Raw genomic sequence first — 17,364 nt, forward strand, 5'->3', positions numbered from 1 at the left:
CTCCCATTCGCCAAGGAAAATCGTCATGTACAACCCAAAAGCCTTTGCCGTCGAAGACCTGCCCCAACTGCATGGCATGATGAATGATTGCCGTCTGGCCGTATTGATCACGCACGGTGAACACGGCTTGCAGGCCAGCCACTTGCCGCTGTTGCTGGACACGCAACAGGGCCCCAATGGCAGCCTTTACGGGCACATGGCCCGGGCCAATCCACAATGGCGCGACCTGCAAGCCGGCGCCGAAGCCTTGGTGATCTTCGCCGGGGCCGATGCCTATGTGAGCCCGGGTTTCTACCCCAGCAAGGCCGAACACGGCAAAGTCGTGCCGACCTGGAACTACGTGGCGGTGCACGCCTACGGCGCGGCCGAGGTGTTCAGCGACCCTCATCGTCTGCGCGACCTGGTCGGCGCCCTCACCGATCGCCACGAAAGCGGTCGCGCCCAGCCGTGGACAATCGACGATGCACCGGCTGAGTACATCGACAGCATGCTCAAGGCTATTGTCGGCTTCGCCCTGCCGATCCAGCGCCTGGAGGGCAAGCGCAAGCTCAGCCAGAACCGCAGCCCGGCGGATGTCGCCGGCGTGCGCAACGGCCTCGCCGCCAGCCCCGACCCGCAGGACCAGACGCTCGCGCGGCTGATGCCTGATCCATCGTCCAAGGAGTGAATATGAGCCAGACCGAAATCCGCCTCGTCAGCGCTGACGATCACGCCGCCTGGCTGCCGTTGTGGCAAGCCTACTTGCGTTTCTACAACACCGAATTGCCGGACGCGGTCAGCCAAAGCACCTGGAAGCGTTTACTCGACGACCGCGAGCCAACCCACGGTGCCCTGGCCTGGAATGGTGACACGGCGGTGGGCCTGGTGCATTTCATCTACCATCGCTCGAACTGGAGCATCGAAAACTCCTGCTACCTGCAAGATTTGCTGGTGACGCAACAGAGCCGCGGCACCGGTATTGGCCGCCAGCTCATCGAGTTCGTCTACCGCACGGCCAAGGCCGATGGTTGCTGCAAGGTGCACTGGTTGACCCACGAAACCAACGCCACCGCGATCCAGCTCTACGAGCGCATCGCCGAACGTCCTGGCTTCATTCAATTTCGCAAAGCCCTGTAAGGAGCGCAGCATGTCGACTTCACTCGCCGATTGGAAAGGTGTCCCGGCGCCGTCTACGCAACTGATCGAAGGGCGTTTCATCCGCCTGGAAAAACTCGACCCGGCCCGCCATGCCGACGGCCTGTGGCAAGCCCTTGAAGGTCCCGGGGCCGACCCGAAGCTCTGGGATTACTTGCCTTACGGCCCGTTCAAGGACCGCGGCGCTTTCGATGCCTGGCTGGACAATCATGCGGCTAATACCGACCCGTACTTCTTCAGCGTGATCGACCGCGCCAGTGGCGACGTGCAGGGCATTCTCAGCCTGATGTCCATCGTCCCGGCCCAGGGTCGCATCGAGATCGGCCACGTGACCTTCGGCGCGCCGATGCAGCGTTCGCCGAAGAGCACCGAGGCGGTGTACTTGTTGGCCAAGGAGTCTTTCGCCCTGGGTTATCGCCGCCTGGAATGGAAGTGCAACAACGGCAACGCCCGCTCGAAATACGCCGCCGAACGGTTGGGGTTCACCTTTGAAGGCGTGTTCCGCCAGCATATGGTGGTCAAGGGGCAGAACCGCGACACCGCGTGGTACTCGATGCTCGACTCGGAATGGCCGGCGATTGGGGCGGGATTCGAGCGGTGGTTGAGTGAGGAGAATCAGCGCGAGGGTGGGCAGGTGCGGGGGTTGGCGGAGTGTCGGTCATAGGGTGTGGGTGACTGAGGGTCCGCTATCGCGAGCTTGCTCGCGATAGCGGCGGCACAATCGACATCACCGCCCGACCATCACGAGCAAATCATCATCACTCAGGTTTAGGCTTCACCTCACCAATCTTCTTGAGTGAATCCGGGGTCACACCTCGCCTTGCGTACTGCCAGGCCCAGTCCGGAATGGCCAGGTGGCTTTCCACGTACACGGCAAAATCCAGGCGGCTATGGCCCAGGCGATCGGTCGGAAAATCGAAGTTATACAGATACTGCTGGGCCCGCCGTTGGCCGATGGACAGCAGACGCTGGATAATCTGGTTCGCGCGGAACTCTTCCGGCGCAAGGCTGCCTCTCAAGGCCAGGGCAAGATGCAACTCGGAATTCAGTGCCCGGGGTTCGGCCAGTGTCTTTCGGATGGTGGCGTCGCTGAAGTGCGGCCCGATCAGGTCGGCCCAGATCTGGCTGGCGTAATCCTTTCGGAGTTTCTGCAGAGAGCTCCACAGATTCGGGGTCTCGAATAGCAGGGCAACCCTGGCGTTGGACGGCGGCTGCCCGGCAAAACTGAACAGCTTGGCGACCGCAGGGATGTCGTTGTCCATGATGTTCCCCCACGCGCCTCCCAGAAATTCCAGGAAATCCGCCAGTTCTTCATGACGCGTGACGATGTTCTCCAGGTTCCGGTCGTCAAACAACTGCATCCAGTCGACATCGATGCTTTCGGTGCGCTGCAATTCGCTGTAGCGGGTGTTCGCATACTCCGCAAGAAGCTGGAAACGCCTATCGGACAAGGCCGGGTTACGTAGCCACCGGGCCACTTCGCCGACCCGCAACAAACCGCCCAGGTTATGCGCAATGATCGGCGACCTGAACAGAAAATTCGCCCGTCTCAGCAAGACGGGAAAACGCCCGAGAGCGGTCTTGAACAAATTGACAGTCCTATCGGCCCTGTCCGTGTAAATGAAATGATCGAACAGCTCCGAAGTATCACTGACGTACTTGCCAGAATCGGCCACCAACAAACTCTTGGCATCATCCAGATCATCGCTATTGACCAGGTAGGCCCCATCGAGCAGGGCTTCAAGCTGGTCTTCGTCCAGATGACCGTGCAGCGCTTCGTCATACAGGATATAAGCCGAACTGTTATTGGGATGGTGATTGACCAGTTGCCTTGCGGTCACGCCGTACTCCAGCAGGATATGGGCCACGTCAGGAGTGATCAGGAGGAACTGGTCATCAAGCAGGGCCTGGATCAGTTCAGGCTCAACGGGCCCCTCCAGGATGTCCTGGAACAGTTGGTCCATGGATTGTCTTTCCTGCCCTGTGAAGGGAGCGTTGATGCTTGGCACCAATCTGGCCGGAGGCCGATCAGACAATATACGCCCGACTTGCTCGAGGATTTCTGGCGGCAACCTGGTTCCAGGGTGTGCAGTGATCGCCGTGCGCACCGAACTGTTCGCATACAAGTCCAGATAACGCAGGACCGGTTGAAACAGGCGAAGCGGATTGGGCGCGCCATAAACAATCCGAGTGAGATCGAGCATCGCCGCCTGCCCCATCAGGTTGACCAGCGAAGGCGCATTTTCAAAAAGCGCTTCCTGGATCCGGGTGGCTTGCGGCGGCAGGTAATGGCCTAGCTGCGGATGCTGATCGACATAATCGGCCACTTCGTTTCGCAAACCTTGCATCGAAAACGTTTCCTGCGCTTGCCCTTCATTCAAGCCACGCGTCATAGCATTGAAGAAACAATCGCCGTCGGCAGGAATCTCGACGATCTCTTCGCCCAGCACCACGCTGTAATGATTCTGCGCCGTTCGACGCAACACCACATCGGTGTCTGCTCGATCCGGATGGCCATCCATTGGAAAAATGGTTTCGTCCTGCCCAGGGCTATAGCGCACCGACCAGACACGCTCAGGCGTCAACTCATCGATGATCAACAGGCTACGGTTCTGTGGCCAACTCGCCAGACGCGTCATGATCGACGGGACCAGGTCCATGACCTGGGTGTTCCAGGTACCCGGGGTCCGAATCGAAGCGGCAACGGTAGAGAGCGCCATGGCCGGGATCTTGGGCTTGGATGGTCCGGGCTGAGGCGATGAGTCCGCCGGTCGTTTACCGCCTCCCCGACCAAATCCCACGGTGCGCCATTCTCCGTCCGACATTCGCGCCACCGTACTTCTCATGACGCCGCTGGAGCGGATGTTCAACCCTGTCAGCGGATCGACGAGCACGGCCTCGGTGGCGTTCAGCTTCGTCTGGTCGTGGACCCGGAACACCGTGCCATCGGGTTGGCGTACGTACACGGGGCGGGCTATCACGCGACCTGTCGCCACGTCGCTGACCGTCGCACGATAGAAGCCCCGGGCGTCCGCTGCCAGACCTTGTATCACCGAGGTATCCGCCACGGCATAACGGCCGTAGATCGCGCTGTCCAACGGCAATCCGGTCAGCGCCTCCTCCGGACTCTGGCGTGCCGTCACCGCGCGGAAAAACGACTGGCTTCGCGTGGGCACCGCCACGCCTGCGGACAGGCGCCATCCACCGTGGTTCGCTATGGTGTGCACCAGCGCCAGGGTTCTCAAGTTCAGCGGAATGGCCCCGGTCCTGAATATCAGCAAACCGGTCTTGATGGCGCTCTTGAGCATGTGGATACCGGGCGCCAGGAACAGCCCGGCCAGCTCCAGGACAATCTCGATCACCATCTGTCCGAACCGGCCATAGGTTTGATGGCGAACATCCCGGTTGCTGTTGGAGCGGTGATCGGCATGGGCGCTGTGAAAGTACACGTGCGCTCGATGCAGCGCCTCGAACAGGTCGCCGGTGATCAACGCGCCGCGAATCAACGGACGACCACCCTGCTGCCCCAGTGTCCGCTTGATTTCCGCCGGGTTGCTGGTGGAAATGCGTGCCCGGAAATATTCTTGCCAGTCCTCACGGGGCAACAGCTGCGCAATGCCATCGCTCAGATCGGCAAACTCATGGAAGTCTTCCCCCTCGGGCGCATCCGGGAAATAAACGCCAACGGTGCCCTTGATATCCGGCCCCGCCTGATCGGAAAAGATCAGCGCGCCATCGATGCTGGTCGCATTGCTCTGCCTGGCCTGCTGCCCGCCCGCCGCCATGCTGCCACCCAGCAAAAGACCGTAGACATGAACCGCGCACCCCATGACCGGCGCGCGGTGCCTGGCTGATGGCGAGCGCAGGACGGCGTCGAGCCAGAGGGCGAGCTTCTTTGCCGGTTTCGGAGGATTGAAAGCCTTATCGATCAGGCTGGCCTTGAACACCTCGTCGCCCTTGAGCGAGGCCTCGTAGCCTTTGAATTTCAAATTGGCGAGGTACGCGGTCTGCCAAGTCTTTTTATAGTCCGGTTTATTCATCGCCTCCTTGAGCATGGCTTGATAACTGCCACCGGCATCGATGCTCGTCACCATCCGCGCCAGTTCGCGCCCGGTCAACGTGATGAAATAGCCGTTGGCCGGATTCCGGATGCGTTGGCCGTCCTCATCGACCAGGTAAACGCTCAACACTTCGCGCATGCCGTTCGGGTATTGAGCCGGGCGCAGGTTGTCGAGCAACAGTTGGGTCAGGCTGGTGCTGCGCGACTGCCTTGGGTTGGCGCGTTGGCCATAGAAGAACGTGACCAGGCTCTGGTCCGGATCGGGATCGATGCCGGGGTGCACGGTTTTTTGCAGGTACTCCTTGACCTTCTGGCGGGTGAACTGCAACAAGGTCTGGATATCGCTACTGCCCAACTGATAGGCCGCCTCCAAGACCTGGGTTTCCAGGCTGCGATAGGTCGATTTTTCCGTACGCGTGGCGGTCTTGTAGAAATCGCCACGGCTGTTTTCAACCAGGATTTCCTGACGGACCGCCAGCGGCCCGGCCAGCGACAACATGGGCAAGTCCAGCGCATCTTCAGCGCTCAGGGCAAACGCCGTCAAAGCGACCGTCTCGTTTCCCGGAGCATTCAAATACCTTTCCAGGGCGGTGCTTTGAATCTGCAACAGGTCATCTGCCGCCACTTCAAACACAGACCCGGACAATTCGGAGGCAATATCCCGGATCGCACGTTTCTGTCCTTCGTAGATGGGGCTCACTTTATTGATCAGGTCTTGGACAGAATTGAATCGCCGTATTCCGCCTTCCAGGGAGTACAGGAACAGATAGGGCTGATCGGTCCGTTTGATCACCATCGCCGCCGGCCATTTCTTCGGCGCTGCGGTGCCCATGTCGAGCATGACGGCGTAGACATGGGGAATGGGGGCCCGCAGCAAGCGGTTTCTGTCGGCCATGGAAGGATGGGTGGTGATGAGGTCCAACAGGCGATCTTCCTCTGCCTGCCAGGTCCGTGCGTCCGGGCTCGATTGGGTGCCTGGATCGCGATCGATCCTGTACAGGTCGAACAAGTGCAAAAAACGTCGGGACAGCAGATGAGCGAGTGCCGCGTGCGTGGTGGGCGCCGGGGTTGGCGTATCGAGAACGTCTGCGCCGCTGCTGTTACGAAAGCGCGTGAGATCGTCGCGCCATTGTTGTTTCAATTCTTCATTGCCGGTGGGCTGGGCGATATAGAACACGGCCTCCAGGGTCGCTGCCGTTTTCGTGTCCAGCGGGCTGGAAAAGACGCTGTCGGCCTCCTCCACCGAGTCTGGGCGACTGAAGAACCCGACGCTGCCGACCGCGTAAGTGGGCGGTGTATCCGTCACCAGGCAGTCCAGCATCACGTCGGAAAAACGCTGCGACGAGGTCAATGAACGGCTGCCCGTCGCGTCAACGGTAAAGTGGTTCACATACCAGTGATCCGGGTCGATGTCTTGAAGCAGCGATCCACGGAATTTCTTCTGCGGGATCTTCGCCTTGATCCGGCTGGCCAGCAGATTCTTGAGCACCGAGTCGAACGTTGGAAGAGCGGCAAACAAGCGCGCCAGTTTCACCTGATTGGTGTCCAGCAACGCCAATTGCCTGGCCTGTTCCTTTTCACGGGCACCGAGCAGATTGCCCTGGGCATCCACCTCAGTTATGACGGGCTGGCCGATGCCCTGGTAGCCGGGCGCAATGCCGGCGCGCAATTGCTGCAGAACGTCTGGCGCAAGGGCCTTGCCGTTGACCCGCAGTGCCGAGAAGTCCAGGGACATGTGACTGATGTGGGGATAAATCCAGCCCTCGCGGGGGGAGTGACCAGAGGAAGATCCGCGGCTTTGATGAGCGATCAGAAAGCCTTGGGTCACGGCGTCACGCAAAGGCACCGAGGTGCTCTGGGTGGCGGCGGCCGAGTCGATAGTCTCGACTTCTTGATACGTGACGTTGACCTGCGCATCGCCGGTCAGGCCCCATTGACCTAGCCATTGATCGGCGAATACATGCGGTTGAAATCGAGCACCGTTGGCTAACAGGGTGATGGGCTTCAGGCGTGCGGCAGGAAGAGGCGACGGCGCGCCAGGTTCATGTTCAGAAAAGGCAGACATTGAGGTGTCCCGGTTGTGATAAGGACTGGGACCCTATCGCGCCGTTCGACCGGAAATGACATACATATGTATAGGGGTGGCTGGCGGGCTCGGAGAAAAGCGTAAGGCGGGATGTCTTCCGAATCGTGCACTCAGGAGGCACCTTTGGGGTGCTGCTTGCAGAATTTCATCCGTGGCGAGGGAGCTTGCTCCCGCTCGGTTGCGCAGCGACCGCAAAATCTTGGGGCTGCTGCGCAGCCCAGCGGGAGCAAGCTCCCTCGCCACAAGGGGCCCACGACCCGAAAGGATTCCAGCCGATCAGGGTAGCTGTTGCGCCAACACCGCAATATGCTCCGGCCCGATCCCGCAGCAGCCGCCCAAATGGCTCGCCCCGCGCTTCTGCCAGTCAGCCGCCCACTGCAGATACCCCGGTGGATCGAGGTCTTCGCGCAGCGGATCCAGACCGTCGTTGGCCGTGGCTTCCTTCGGTTGCGGCGGGAAGGCGTTGGCGTAGGCACCGATGTGGATCTTCACGCCCAGGCGCTCGAAGGTGTCTCGCGCCGCATCAATGGCTGCGCCGATCACTTCCGGCTGGCTGCAGTTGAACAGCAGCGTCTCGACGCCCAGCTCGGCCGCGACCACCGCCGCGTCCGCCACCGGTTCGCCGGAGCGCAGGCGCGGCACTTCGTCGGTGTCTTCATCTTTCAGCGTGAACGAGAGCCAGAACGGCTTGCCGTCCTGCGGCAGCCCGGCGTGAATCGCCCGCGCTTCGACGGTAGAGCTTTGAGTCTCGGCCAACCACAAGTCAACATGGGGCGCCAGGCCGGTCACCAGGGGAGCCAACAGTTCACTGGCGCGGGAAGCATCGAACAGGTCTGGGCGATAGGAACCGAACAACGGCGGCAGCGACCCGGCCACCCGTACCGTCTTGCCCGAAGCCTGCACCGCCCGCCGCGCCAGCTCTCCAGCCAGGGCGGCCAGCGCCTGGCCTTCCGCGGCGAAACGCGCCTCGCCAATATGGAACGGCACCACGGCATAACTGTTGCTGGTGATCACGCTGGCGCCGCTGGCGATGTAAGCCGCGTGCACCGCCTCTACCGCCTGGGGCGCTTCGCTCAAGGCCAGGGCCGACCACTCGGGTTGCCGGAACGGCGCGCCACGGCGTTGCAGTTCGCGGCCCATGCCGCCATCGAGAATGACTGTCGTTGCTGCGCCCATATGCGATTCACTCATAAGCTTATGAAAAATACTCACTACCGGAGTTGTTCTTATAACTATTTAATACGCACCATTCGGTTCACTACAACTTATTTTTCTACCCCAGGGATCTCACGTGAAATTACAACCATTGCTGGCCCTGGGCCTGACTCTGCTGGCCGCCTCGTCGCAGGCGTTCGCCGGCGCCACGCTCGATCGCATCGAACAGAAAAAAGAACTGGTCGGTGTGTTGATGGAAAGCTACCCACCCTTCTCGTTCCTCAACGATCAGAACCAGCTCGACGGTTTCGACGTCGACGTGGCCAAGGCCGTGGCGCAGAAACTGGGCGTGAAGCTGCGCCTGGAAACCCCTTCCTGGGACGTAATCGCGGCCGGGCACTGGAGCGGGCGCTATGACATCTGCATCTGCTCCATGACCCCGAGCAAGGCCCGCGCCGAAGTCTTCGATTTCCCGGTGCAGTACTACGCCTCCCCAGCCGTCATCGTGGTCAACGCCAAGGATGACCGTATCCACGGCGCCAAGGACTTGAGCGGCAAGAAAGTCGGCCTCACCAGCGCCTCCAGCTATGAAAGTTACCTGAACAAGAACCTGGTGATCGAAGGCGCCGAAGACACCCAATTGAGCTATCCCTTCGAGGACGTGCAGGTCGCCCCGTACGACACCGACAACGTAGCGTTCCAAGACCTCGGCCTGGGCGCCGGGGTGCGCCTGGATGCGGTGTTGACCAACCTGGTGACCGCACAGCCGCGCCTGACCGAAGACAAGCGCTTCAAGCTGGCCGGCGAACCGCTCTATTCCGAACCGAACTCGGTGGCCATCGAAAAAGGCGATGCCCAGTGGGACAACAAGGTGCGTGAAGTCTTCGCCCAGTTGAAACAAGACGGCACCTTGAGCAAACTCTCGCAAAAATGGATCGGCGCCGACATCACCCAATGACTTCTTTTCCACCCCCTCAGCCACCGCCAACGGTGGCTGAGTCTCGCCTGCAAAAAATCTTCGGTTTTCGCACCCGGTTGTACCTGACCTGGGCGACGATGCTGGTGCTGTTCGCGAGTTTCTTCCTGAGCTTCGACCTGAAGTTCTCCATCATCCTCGACAAACTGCCGAACCTGCTGGGCGTGCACCTGGCGCCCAATGGCTTTTTGCAGGGCGCGGTGCTGACGTTGTTCCTGTGCCTGTGCTCGATCGTCGCGTCGTCACTGCTGGGCTTCATCACCGCTCTGGCGCGGCTGTCCAGCAGCGCGGTGGCGTTCGGCATTGCCAGTTTCTACGCGTCATTCTTTCGCGGCACGCCGCTGCTGATCCAGATCCTGCTGATCTACCTGGGCCTGCCCCAACTGGGCGTGGTCCCGGGCGCCATCGCCGCCGGGATCATCGCGCTGTCGCTGAACTACGGCGCCTACCTGAGCGAAATCTTCCGCGCCGGCATCCTCGGCGTCCCCCACGGCCAACGCGAAGCCTCCCTCGCCCTGGGCCTGAGCGAAACCGTGATCTTCTGGCGCGTCACCCTGCCCCAGGCCATGCGCACCATCATCCCGCCGACCACCAACCAGTTCATCTCGATGCTCAAGGACTCCTCCCTGATCTCGGTGATGGGGGTTTGGGAAGTGATGTTCCTGGCGCAGTCCTATGGTCGTTCCAGCTATCGCTATATCGAGATGCTGACGACGGCGGCGATTATCTATTGGTTGATGTCCATTGCGTTGGAACTGATCCAGGCGCGGATGGAGCGGCATTATGGGAAGGCGTATCTGAATAACCGCTGAGCCGTTACCAGCGTTGCCGGTATGACTCACCCACATGGGTTACAAATCGGTTCATGCACATAGGTAACAGTTTTTAACTGCACACCGAGCCTAGGCGAGGTGCCTAGCGGTAGGGGCATTGATCCGTCAAACACCGATCTCAAATAGAAAGGTCCGAGCAGGCTGTAAGGCAAAGCTTCGAACCATGAAAGCCAACGAACCGCCACGCTGATCGCAGCATGAGCAGCCTACAGATTTCATCCGCCGAATCTTGCCTGCGGCGAGAAAATGGCTGGCATCGCCGCCCAGGTGGAATTCTTAAAGTGCGACCTCCTTCACGAGAGGTCGCATTCGATGCCTACCCAATACCTGTTCCTGCCCCTACACCTCGCGCTGGCCATAGCCTTGGCACTTGGCTGTGCCGAGGTTTCGATGGCTCAACAACCTGTCGAGATTTTCACGACTGCCGAGCAACAAGCGCAACTCAAGGCCTTCGCCGAAGCTGCTGACACCAAACGGCACAACGCCAATATCGCCCGCAGAGGCGGCGAGAAATGGACTGGCAAAAACGATCTGGTCGTCATCAGCGGAAAAGGAAAATTCCCCGGGATCATCGACGGTGGTGGTGGAAAAAACGTCCTACAACTGGACGCCGCCCAGCATCCTATATTGGCTGAGACCCGCAATTTTCAGGCTTTGCAGGTCACTCAAGGCGAATGGGAGCACACCGGAAATTTTGCCGGTTGGGGAGTGATCGAAGCACAGACCAAACTTGTAAACACCGGCCATATCGACGGGCAAATCGGGGTTCTCGGTGCGTTCGATAACAAGGGGGTCGTCGCCAGTCGCGTAATCGTCGAGCCAAGCGCCCATATGACCAACTCAGGCACAGTAAATGGCGCAGTCCATGTACTTGAGAAGGCCAGCTTCAGCGGCAACGGATCTGTAGGGTTCCTGAGCGTGGCAGGCCAGCTGAAGGTCGGTCCTGAAGTCGGTGCACCCTCGATCAGCGGAAACCTTGAACTGTTGAAAGGCGCTGAATTGATCTACGGCATCGATGCTGCTGGCGCCAGCACCACGATCAATGTCGCAGGCACTGCGACGCTGAACGATGCGACCCTGAGAATCGACGCCGTACAGGTTGAGGACATGGGCACAAGCGAGCACACCGTGATCCGTGCGAAGCAGATCGAGGGGGCGTTCGGCACGATCATCAACAATCTCCCCTTCATGACCGCAACCCCGCACTACAGCGGGACGGAGGTTGGCCTGACGTATGCGCGCAATGGCGTTCCACTCAACGCTGCAGCAAAGAACGAAAACGCAGAAAGATTCATCGGCAGTATCAAAGAACCGCAAACGGCCACGCCACTGCCGCCCAAGACTGTCGACAATGTAGCGGCTGCTGAGGCACCTACAACCCAAGCAAAAGTCGATGATCCGGCACAACGTCCCCGCCAAGCGTCGCCAGTCGCCAGCATTGAACCGAAACCCACCAGCCTGCCGCACAACATCCCCGTCGCGAAACCCAACGCCGCCATCAACGCCCTGCTCGGCAGCAACTTAGTCACCGCCGCCGATGCCCTCGACCAGTTGAGCGGCTACGACACCGCCGACCTGGGCAACGCTACCCTGAGCAGTGTCGCGCCCATCAGCACCGGCATGCTCGCGGCCATGGGCCAGAACACTCCGCAGGGCGCCCACGGCAATGGGCAGCTCTGGGTCCAGGCCATCGGCAACAGTGGCCGCGTCGGTAAGCATCTGGACGATTACGCGCTAAAGCACTCGACAACAGGTTTGCTGTTGGGAACCGACTGGGCGATCAACCCGACTTGGCGCCTGGGGATCATCGGCGCCAAGAGCGAGACGCGGCTGGACGGTCATCGATTCGAGGGCCGGCTCGACAGTTGGCATGTCGGCGCCTATGCCCTGCGTCAGGATGGGCCGCTGGCGCTACGCCTGGGCGCGGTGTATGGCGATCACGACGGCAGCACCAAGCGCCACGTGGCTTTCAACGGTTTCAGCGATCGACTCAAAGGTCGTTACGACGCCAACACGCAGCAGGTTTTCGGGCAAGTCGGCTACAACCTGGACGTCGGGCATTTCGATATCGAGCCCTACGTCCAACTGGGCTACCAGCACTACCAACGCGATCACTTCAAGGAGAAAGGTGGCGACGCGGCGCTGCAGTTCGAGAGCCAGACCCAAGACCACTACACCAGCGAGCTGGGCCTGCACCTCGCCCGCCCTTTCGTTCTTGACCAGGGAGCGCGGTTGACGCCGCGCCTGAATGTCGGCTGGAAACACCTCTATGGCGACGTCCGAGGCAGCTCCCGGCAACGTCTGGTCGACGGCGGCATGACCTATACCGTCGAGGGCATCGAGCTGGACCGGGACAGCTTGCTGCTGGAAGCCGGCCTGGACCTGGCCGTTTCGCCACGACACACGTTGGGGGTGAGCTACAAGGGTGAAACCGGCCAGGACAATCGCAACGGCGCGCTGATGGGGCAGTGGCGGATGATGTTCTGACAGGCAAAAAAAAGGGGAGCACATGCCCCCCCGAGGTTAAAACGTTGTATCGAGACTGTTAAATCAGCCTTCGATCTCGATCAGGATCTCGCCCGGATTGACCCGGTCGCCCTTGACCACATGAATCGCGGTGACCTTGCCGGCGATGGCCGCCTGCACTTCGGTTTCCATCTTCATGGCTTCGGTGATCAGTACGGCCTGACCGGCCTTCACCACATCGCCCTCCTTGACCAGCACATCGACGATGTTGCCGGGCATGGTGGTGCTGACGTGGCCCGGCGCAGTGGCTTGCTTGCGCTTGCTGCTGCCGCCGCCGACAAATTCATTGAGCGGTTCGAACACGACCTCTTCGGGCATGCCGTCGATGGACAGGTAGAAGTGTCGCTTGCCTTCGGCCTTGACGCCCACCCCGGTGATGTCGACGCGGTAGGTTTCGCCGTGAACGTCGATGACGAACTCGGTCGGCACACCTTCACCGCCCACCGAGCTCACGCTACCCGCCTCAGGGATCGGCAAGAGCACTTCCGGAGTCAAGGTGCCGGCTTCGCGCTCTTCCAGGAACTTGCGACCGATGTCCGGGAACATGGCGTAGGTCAGTACGTCCTCCTCGGACTTGGCCAGCGCACCGATTTCACCGCGCAGCTTGGTCATTTCCGGCTTGAGCAAATCGGCCGGACGCACATCGATCACGTCTTCGCTGCCGATGGCCTGGCGACGCAATTTCTCGTTCACCGAACCTGGCGCCTTGCCGTAACCGCCCTGCAGATAGAGCTTCACTTCGTTGGTGATGGTCTTGTAGCGCTCACCGGCCAACACGTTGAAAAACGCCTGGGTACCGACGATCTGCGAGGTCGGGGTCACCAGCGGCGGGAAGCCGAGGTCTTCGCGCACCCGCGGGATTTCCGCTAGCACTTCATTCATCCGGTTCAGCGCGCCCTGCTCTTTCAACTGGTTGGCGAGGTTGGAGATCATCCCGCCCGGTACTTGGTTGACCTGGACGCGGGTGTCCACCGCGGTGAACTCGCTTTCGAACTGGTGGTACTTCTTGCGCACGGCGTAGAAGTACAGGCCGATTTCCTGCAACAGTTCCAGGTCCAGGCCGGTGTCGAACTCACTGCCTTTAAGGGCCGCAACCATCGACTCGGTACCGGGATGGCTGGTGCCCCAGGCGAAGCTGGAGATCGCGGTGTCGATGTGATCGGCACCGTTTTCGATCGCCTTGAGCTGGCACATCGCGGCCAGGCCGGCGGTGTCGTGGGAGTGGATAAAGACTGGCAGCGACTGCTCGCTCTTCAGCGCCTTGACCAGCTCGCCAGTGGCATAGGGGGTCAGCAGGCCGGCCATGTCCTTGATCGCCACCGAGTCGCAACCCATGGCTTCCATTTGTTTGGCCTGGGCCACGAACGCATCGATGGTGTGCACCGGACTGGTGGTGTAGGCGATGGTGCCCTGGGCATGCTTGCCGGCAGCCTTCACCGCTTCGATGGCGACTTTCAGATTACGCACGTCGTTCATCGCATCGAAAATACGGAACACGTCGATGCCGTTGACCGCCGCTTTTGCCACGAACGCCCTGACCACGTCATCGCTGTAGTGGCGATAGCCCAACAGGTTCTGGCCGCGCAGCAGCATTTGCAGACGGGTGTTGGGCAGTGCCGCGCGCAGTTGGCGCAGACGTTCCCACGGGTCTTCCTTCAGGAAGCGTACGCAGGCATCGAATGTCGCGCCGCCCCAGACTTCCAGCGACCAATAGCCGACTTTGTCGAGCTTGTCGCAGATCGGCAGCATGTCTTCGGTGCGCATGCGGGTGGCAAGCAGCGATTGGTGGGCGTCGCGCAGGATTGTGTCGGTTACGTGGATCTTCTTGGACATTGTCATGGTTCCTTACAGGCCTGCGTGGGCGGCAATGGCGGCGGCGATGGCCAGGGCCAGCTCTTCGGGTTTGCGCTTGATCGAGTAGTTGGTCAGTTCCGGATGGCTTTCCACGAAGCTGGTATTGAACTGGCCGCTGCGGAATTCCGGATTGCGCAGGATCTCCTGGTAATACGCTGCGGTCGTCTTGACCCCCTGCAGGCGCATGTCATCCAGGGCTCGCAGGCCACGGTCCATCGCCTCTTCCCAAGTCAACGCCCAGACCACCAGTTTCAGGCACATCGAATCGTAGAACGGCGGAATGGTGTAGCCGGTGTAGATCGCCGTGTCGGTGCGCACACCCGGGCCGCCAGGGGCGTAGTAGCGGGTGATCTTGCCGAAGCTGGGCAGGAAGTTGTTTTTCGGGTCTTCGGCGTTGATACGGAACTGCAACGCAAAACCCCGGTGCACGATGTCTTCCTGCTTGACCGACAGTGGCAGCCCGGACGCGATGCGGATCTGTTCGCGAACGATGTCGATACCGGTGATTTCTTCGGTGATGGTGTGTTCCACCTGCACCCGAGTGTTCATCTCCATGAAGTACACCTCGCCTTCGGCGAGCAGGAACTCCACGGTGCCGGCATTCTCGTAGCCCACGGCCTTGGCCGCGCGCACCGACAGGTCGCCGATGTAGGCGCGCTGCTCGGGCGTCAGTTGCGGGCTGGGCGCGATCTCGATCAGTTTCTGGTTGCGGCGCTGGATCGAGCAGTCACGTTCGAACAGGTGCACCACGTTGCCGAAACTGTCACCGAGGATCTGCGCTTCGATGTGCTTGGGATTGACGATGCATTTTTCCAGGAACACTTCCGCCGAACCAAACGCCTTGGTGGCTTCGGAAATGACCCGCGGGAAGGCCTGTTCGAGTTCTTCGCGGCTGTTGCAGCGACGGATACCACGACCGCCGCCGCCGGACGTGGCCTTGAGCATCACCGGGTAACCGATCCGATCACCTTCGGTCAGCGCTTCTTCAATGCCCGATACGTTGCCTTCGGTGCCGGGCGTGACCGGTACACCGGCCTTGATCATGCTGCGGCGCGCTTCGGTCTTGTCGCCCATGCGGCGAATCACTTCCGCCGACGGACCAATGAATTTGATGCCGCGCTCGGCGCAAATGTCTGCCAGTTCGGCATTTTCCGAGAGAAAACCGTAGCCGGGGTGCAAGGCATCACAGCCGGTTTCCACCGCCAGGTTCACCAGTTTGCGCGGGTTCAGATAGCCGGCCAGCGGATCGGCGCCGATGCTGTGGGCCTCGTCCGCACGCTTGACATGCAACGCATGGCGGTCCGCGTCGGAGTAGACCGCGACCGAGCGAATGCCCATCTCGGCGCAGGCGCGCACGATTCGAACGGCAATTTCACCACGGTTGGCGATCAGGATCTTTGTTATCAATTGGAGGTTCCCTTGAGCCGGTGATACCACGGCCTGGGGGCCAGGCCGACGCGTGACCAGATGTAACAATTGGTCGCAGCCCCACACTAGTCCTGGCTGTTGATTAACAAAAATGAATAATTATTGGGTCGTGCATAAGTAAAGACTTATAGTTGTGCTAATCGTCCCGGTCGAGAGTGCTTAGAAAATGCGTAAGTCATTGATGCGTATGACATTGCGTCAATTGCAGATTTTCAACGAGGTGTGCGACCTGAGGTCCTACAGCCGTGCAGCTGATGAAATGTCTCTCACACAACCGGCCGTTAGCCTACAGATTCGATCCCTTGAAGAGCTGATTGGCCAGCCACTGTTTGAGTATGTAGGCAAAAAACTCTACATGACCGAGGCCGCCGAAGCGCTGCAACGCGCCAGCCGGGACATCTTCGGGCGCCTGGAAAACCTCGACATGCAGCTCTCGGACATGCAGGGCTCACTGCAAGGCCAATTGAAGCTGGCGGTGGAGTCCAGCGCCAAGTACTTCGTCCCGCACCTGTTCGCCGCGTTCAAGCGCCAGCACCCGGAGGTCAACCTGAACCTCACGGTGGTCAATCGCGGCCAGGTCATCCGTCGGCTCTCGGACAACCGTGACGACTTGGTGATCATGTCCATGGTGCCTCAGGACATGGGGTTGGAATTCCTACCGTTCCTCAACAATCCAATCGTGGCCGTGGCACCGCCGGATCATCCGCTGTGCCACATAGGCCCGCTGCGTTTGCAGGACCTGGAGCCCTATACGCTACTGCTGCGTGAGCCGGGATCAGGCACGCGGCTGGCCTGTGAGGAGTATTTCAAGGAGAAACGGGTGCATTTCACCCAGACACTGGAAGTGGCCTCGGCGGAGGCCCAGCGCGAGTGCGTGGTGGCCGGGCTGGGCGTGGCACTGTTGACGCGCCACGCCGTGAGCCGGGAATTGTCGTCCGGCGCACTCATCGAGCTGCCGGTGGAGGAGTTGCCGCTGTATCGCAGCTGGTGCCTGGTGCAAGCCCGGGCCAAACGCCTGTCACCGGTGGCTCACGCCTTCCTGGCGTTCGTTCGCGGTGAGCGCGCTCAGATCATCGGCCTGGTTGAGCGCTTCGACGGGAAGCCGCCGGCGTTGCCTGCCAGTAATTGAACTCTGCCGCGTCAGGAAATTCGCTGATTTCGGCCAGGAGCTGGCGCTGTTCATAGCGGTCTTCGATGGCACGACGGAACGCCATGCGGCGCTGGTCTTCCTGCTGACGACGGGTTTTGACGGCGCTGCGTTCTTCGTAGGACTGGGTCATGTCGAGACTCCCAAGACGTATACGGGAGCTTT

The 17,364-nt window shown here is 60.5% G+C and carries 12 protein-coding genes; 7 read left to right on the forward strand and 5 right to left on the reverse strand.

The annotated features are described in order from the left end of the window. Nucleotides 1-25: 25 nt before the first annotated feature. Genes V7773_RS07335 through V7773_RS07345 form a run of 3 tightly spaced genes read left to right on the forward strand, consistent with a single transcriptional unit; the run spans nt 26 to nt 1,798 of the window. Complete coding sequence (locus V7773_RS07335; protein ID WP_336072848.1) at nt 26-667, forward strand: FMN-binding negative transcriptional regulator; 642 nt, start codon at nt 26-28, stop codon at nt 665-667. Between the two features lie 2 nt (nt 668-669). Then, the gene (locus V7773_RS07340) at nt 670-1,116 is read left to right on the forward strand and encodes a GNAT family N-acetyltransferase (protein ID WP_092147675.1); all 447 of its coding nucleotides are present in this window, start codon (nt 670-672) and stop codon (nt 1,114-1,116) included. Between the two features lie 10 nt (nt 1,117-1,126). Further along, entirely contained in the window at nt 1,127-1,798 is a 672-nt protein-coding gene (locus V7773_RS07345; protein WP_336072849.1) for a GNAT family N-acetyltransferase, read from the forward strand. Nucleotides 1,799-1,892: 94 nt separating this feature from the next. Here the strand turns inward: V7773_RS07345 and V7773_RS07350 are convergent, their stop codons facing one another. Both V7773_RS07350 and V7773_RS07355 read right to left on the reverse strand, forming a co-directional pair. Then, a complete protein-coding gene (locus V7773_RS07350) occupies nt 1,893-7,259 on the reverse strand; it encodes an OTU domain-containing protein (protein WP_336072850.1) in 5,367 nt (1,788 codons plus the stop codon). A 297-nt stretch (nt 7,260-7,556) separates the two neighbouring features. Beyond that, nucleotides 7,557-8,456, reverse strand: a complete 900-nt coding sequence (locus V7773_RS07355; protein ID WP_336072851.1) for a homocysteine S-methyltransferase family protein — start codon at nt 8,454-8,456, stop codon at nt 7,557-7,559. A gap of 115 nt (nt 8,457-8,571) precedes the next feature. Here V7773_RS07355 and V7773_RS07360 point away from each other — a divergent pair, with 115 nt between their 5' ends. From V7773_RS07360 to V7773_RS07370, 3 genes are all read left to right on the forward strand, one after another. Further along, nucleotides 8,572-9,393: an ABC transporter substrate-binding protein gene (locus tag V7773_RS07360; RefSeq protein WP_063323723.1), complete on the forward strand. Its 822-nt coding sequence runs from the start codon at nt 8,572-8,574 to the stop codon at nt 9,391-9,393. Next, complete coding sequence (locus tag V7773_RS07365) at nt 9,390-10,223, forward strand: amino acid ABC transporter permease (protein ID WP_336072852.1); 834 nt, start codon at nt 9,390-9,392, stop codon at nt 10,221-10,223. The genes V7773_RS07360 and V7773_RS07365 overlap by 4 nt, the downstream gene beginning before the upstream one ends. 333 nt (nt 10,224-10,556) lie before the next feature. Beyond that, the gene (locus V7773_RS07370) at nt 10,557-12,731 is read left to right on the forward strand and encodes an autotransporter outer membrane beta-barrel domain-containing protein (protein WP_336072853.1); all 2,175 of its coding nucleotides are present in this window, start codon (nt 10,557-10,559) and stop codon (nt 12,729-12,731) included. Nucleotides 12,732-12,794: 63 nt separating this feature from the next. Here the strand turns inward: V7773_RS07370 and oadA are convergent, their stop codons facing one another. Together oadA and V7773_RS07380 are read right to left on the reverse strand one after the other, a co-directional pair. Beyond that, nucleotides 12,795-14,603 carry a sodium-extruding oxaloacetate decarboxylase subunit alpha gene (gene oadA, locus V7773_RS07375; RefSeq protein WP_336072854.1) on the reverse strand — a complete coding sequence of 603 codons (1,809 nt, stop codon included), beginning with the start codon at nt 14,601-14,603 and terminating at the stop codon, nt 12,795-12,797. Nucleotides 14,604-14,615: 12 nt separating this feature from the next. Beyond that, nucleotides 14,616-16,031 carry an acetyl-CoA carboxylase biotin carboxylase subunit gene (locus V7773_RS07380; protein ID WP_063323719.1) on the reverse strand — a complete coding sequence of 472 codons (1,416 nt, stop codon included), beginning with the start codon at nt 16,029-16,031 and terminating at the stop codon, nt 14,616-14,618. Between the two features lie 187 nt (nt 16,032-16,218). On the opposite strand from V7773_RS07380, the gene V7773_RS07385 reads away from it, so the two are divergent. Next, nucleotides 16,219-17,181 carry a LysR family transcriptional regulator gene (locus V7773_RS07385; protein ID WP_336072855.1) on the forward strand — a complete coding sequence of 321 codons (963 nt, stop codon included), beginning with the start codon at nt 16,219-16,221 and terminating at the stop codon, nt 17,179-17,181. Here V7773_RS07385 and V7773_RS07390 read toward each other — a convergent pair. Continuing rightward, entirely contained in the window at nt 17,123-17,332 is a 210-nt protein-coding gene (locus V7773_RS07390; RefSeq protein ID WP_063323718.1) for a PA3496 family putative envelope integrity protein, read from the reverse strand. The two genes, V7773_RS07385 and V7773_RS07390, sit on opposite strands and share 59 nt — an antisense overlap. Nucleotides 17,333-17,364: the final 32 nt, after the last annotated feature.

The sequence above is a fragment of the Pseudomonas sp. 3JA genome (assembly GCF_036961705.1).
In the GTDB taxonomy this organism is placed as follows: Bacteria; Pseudomonadota; Gammaproteobacteria; order Pseudomonadales; family Pseudomonadaceae; genus Aquipseudomonas; species Aquipseudomonas fluorescens_Q.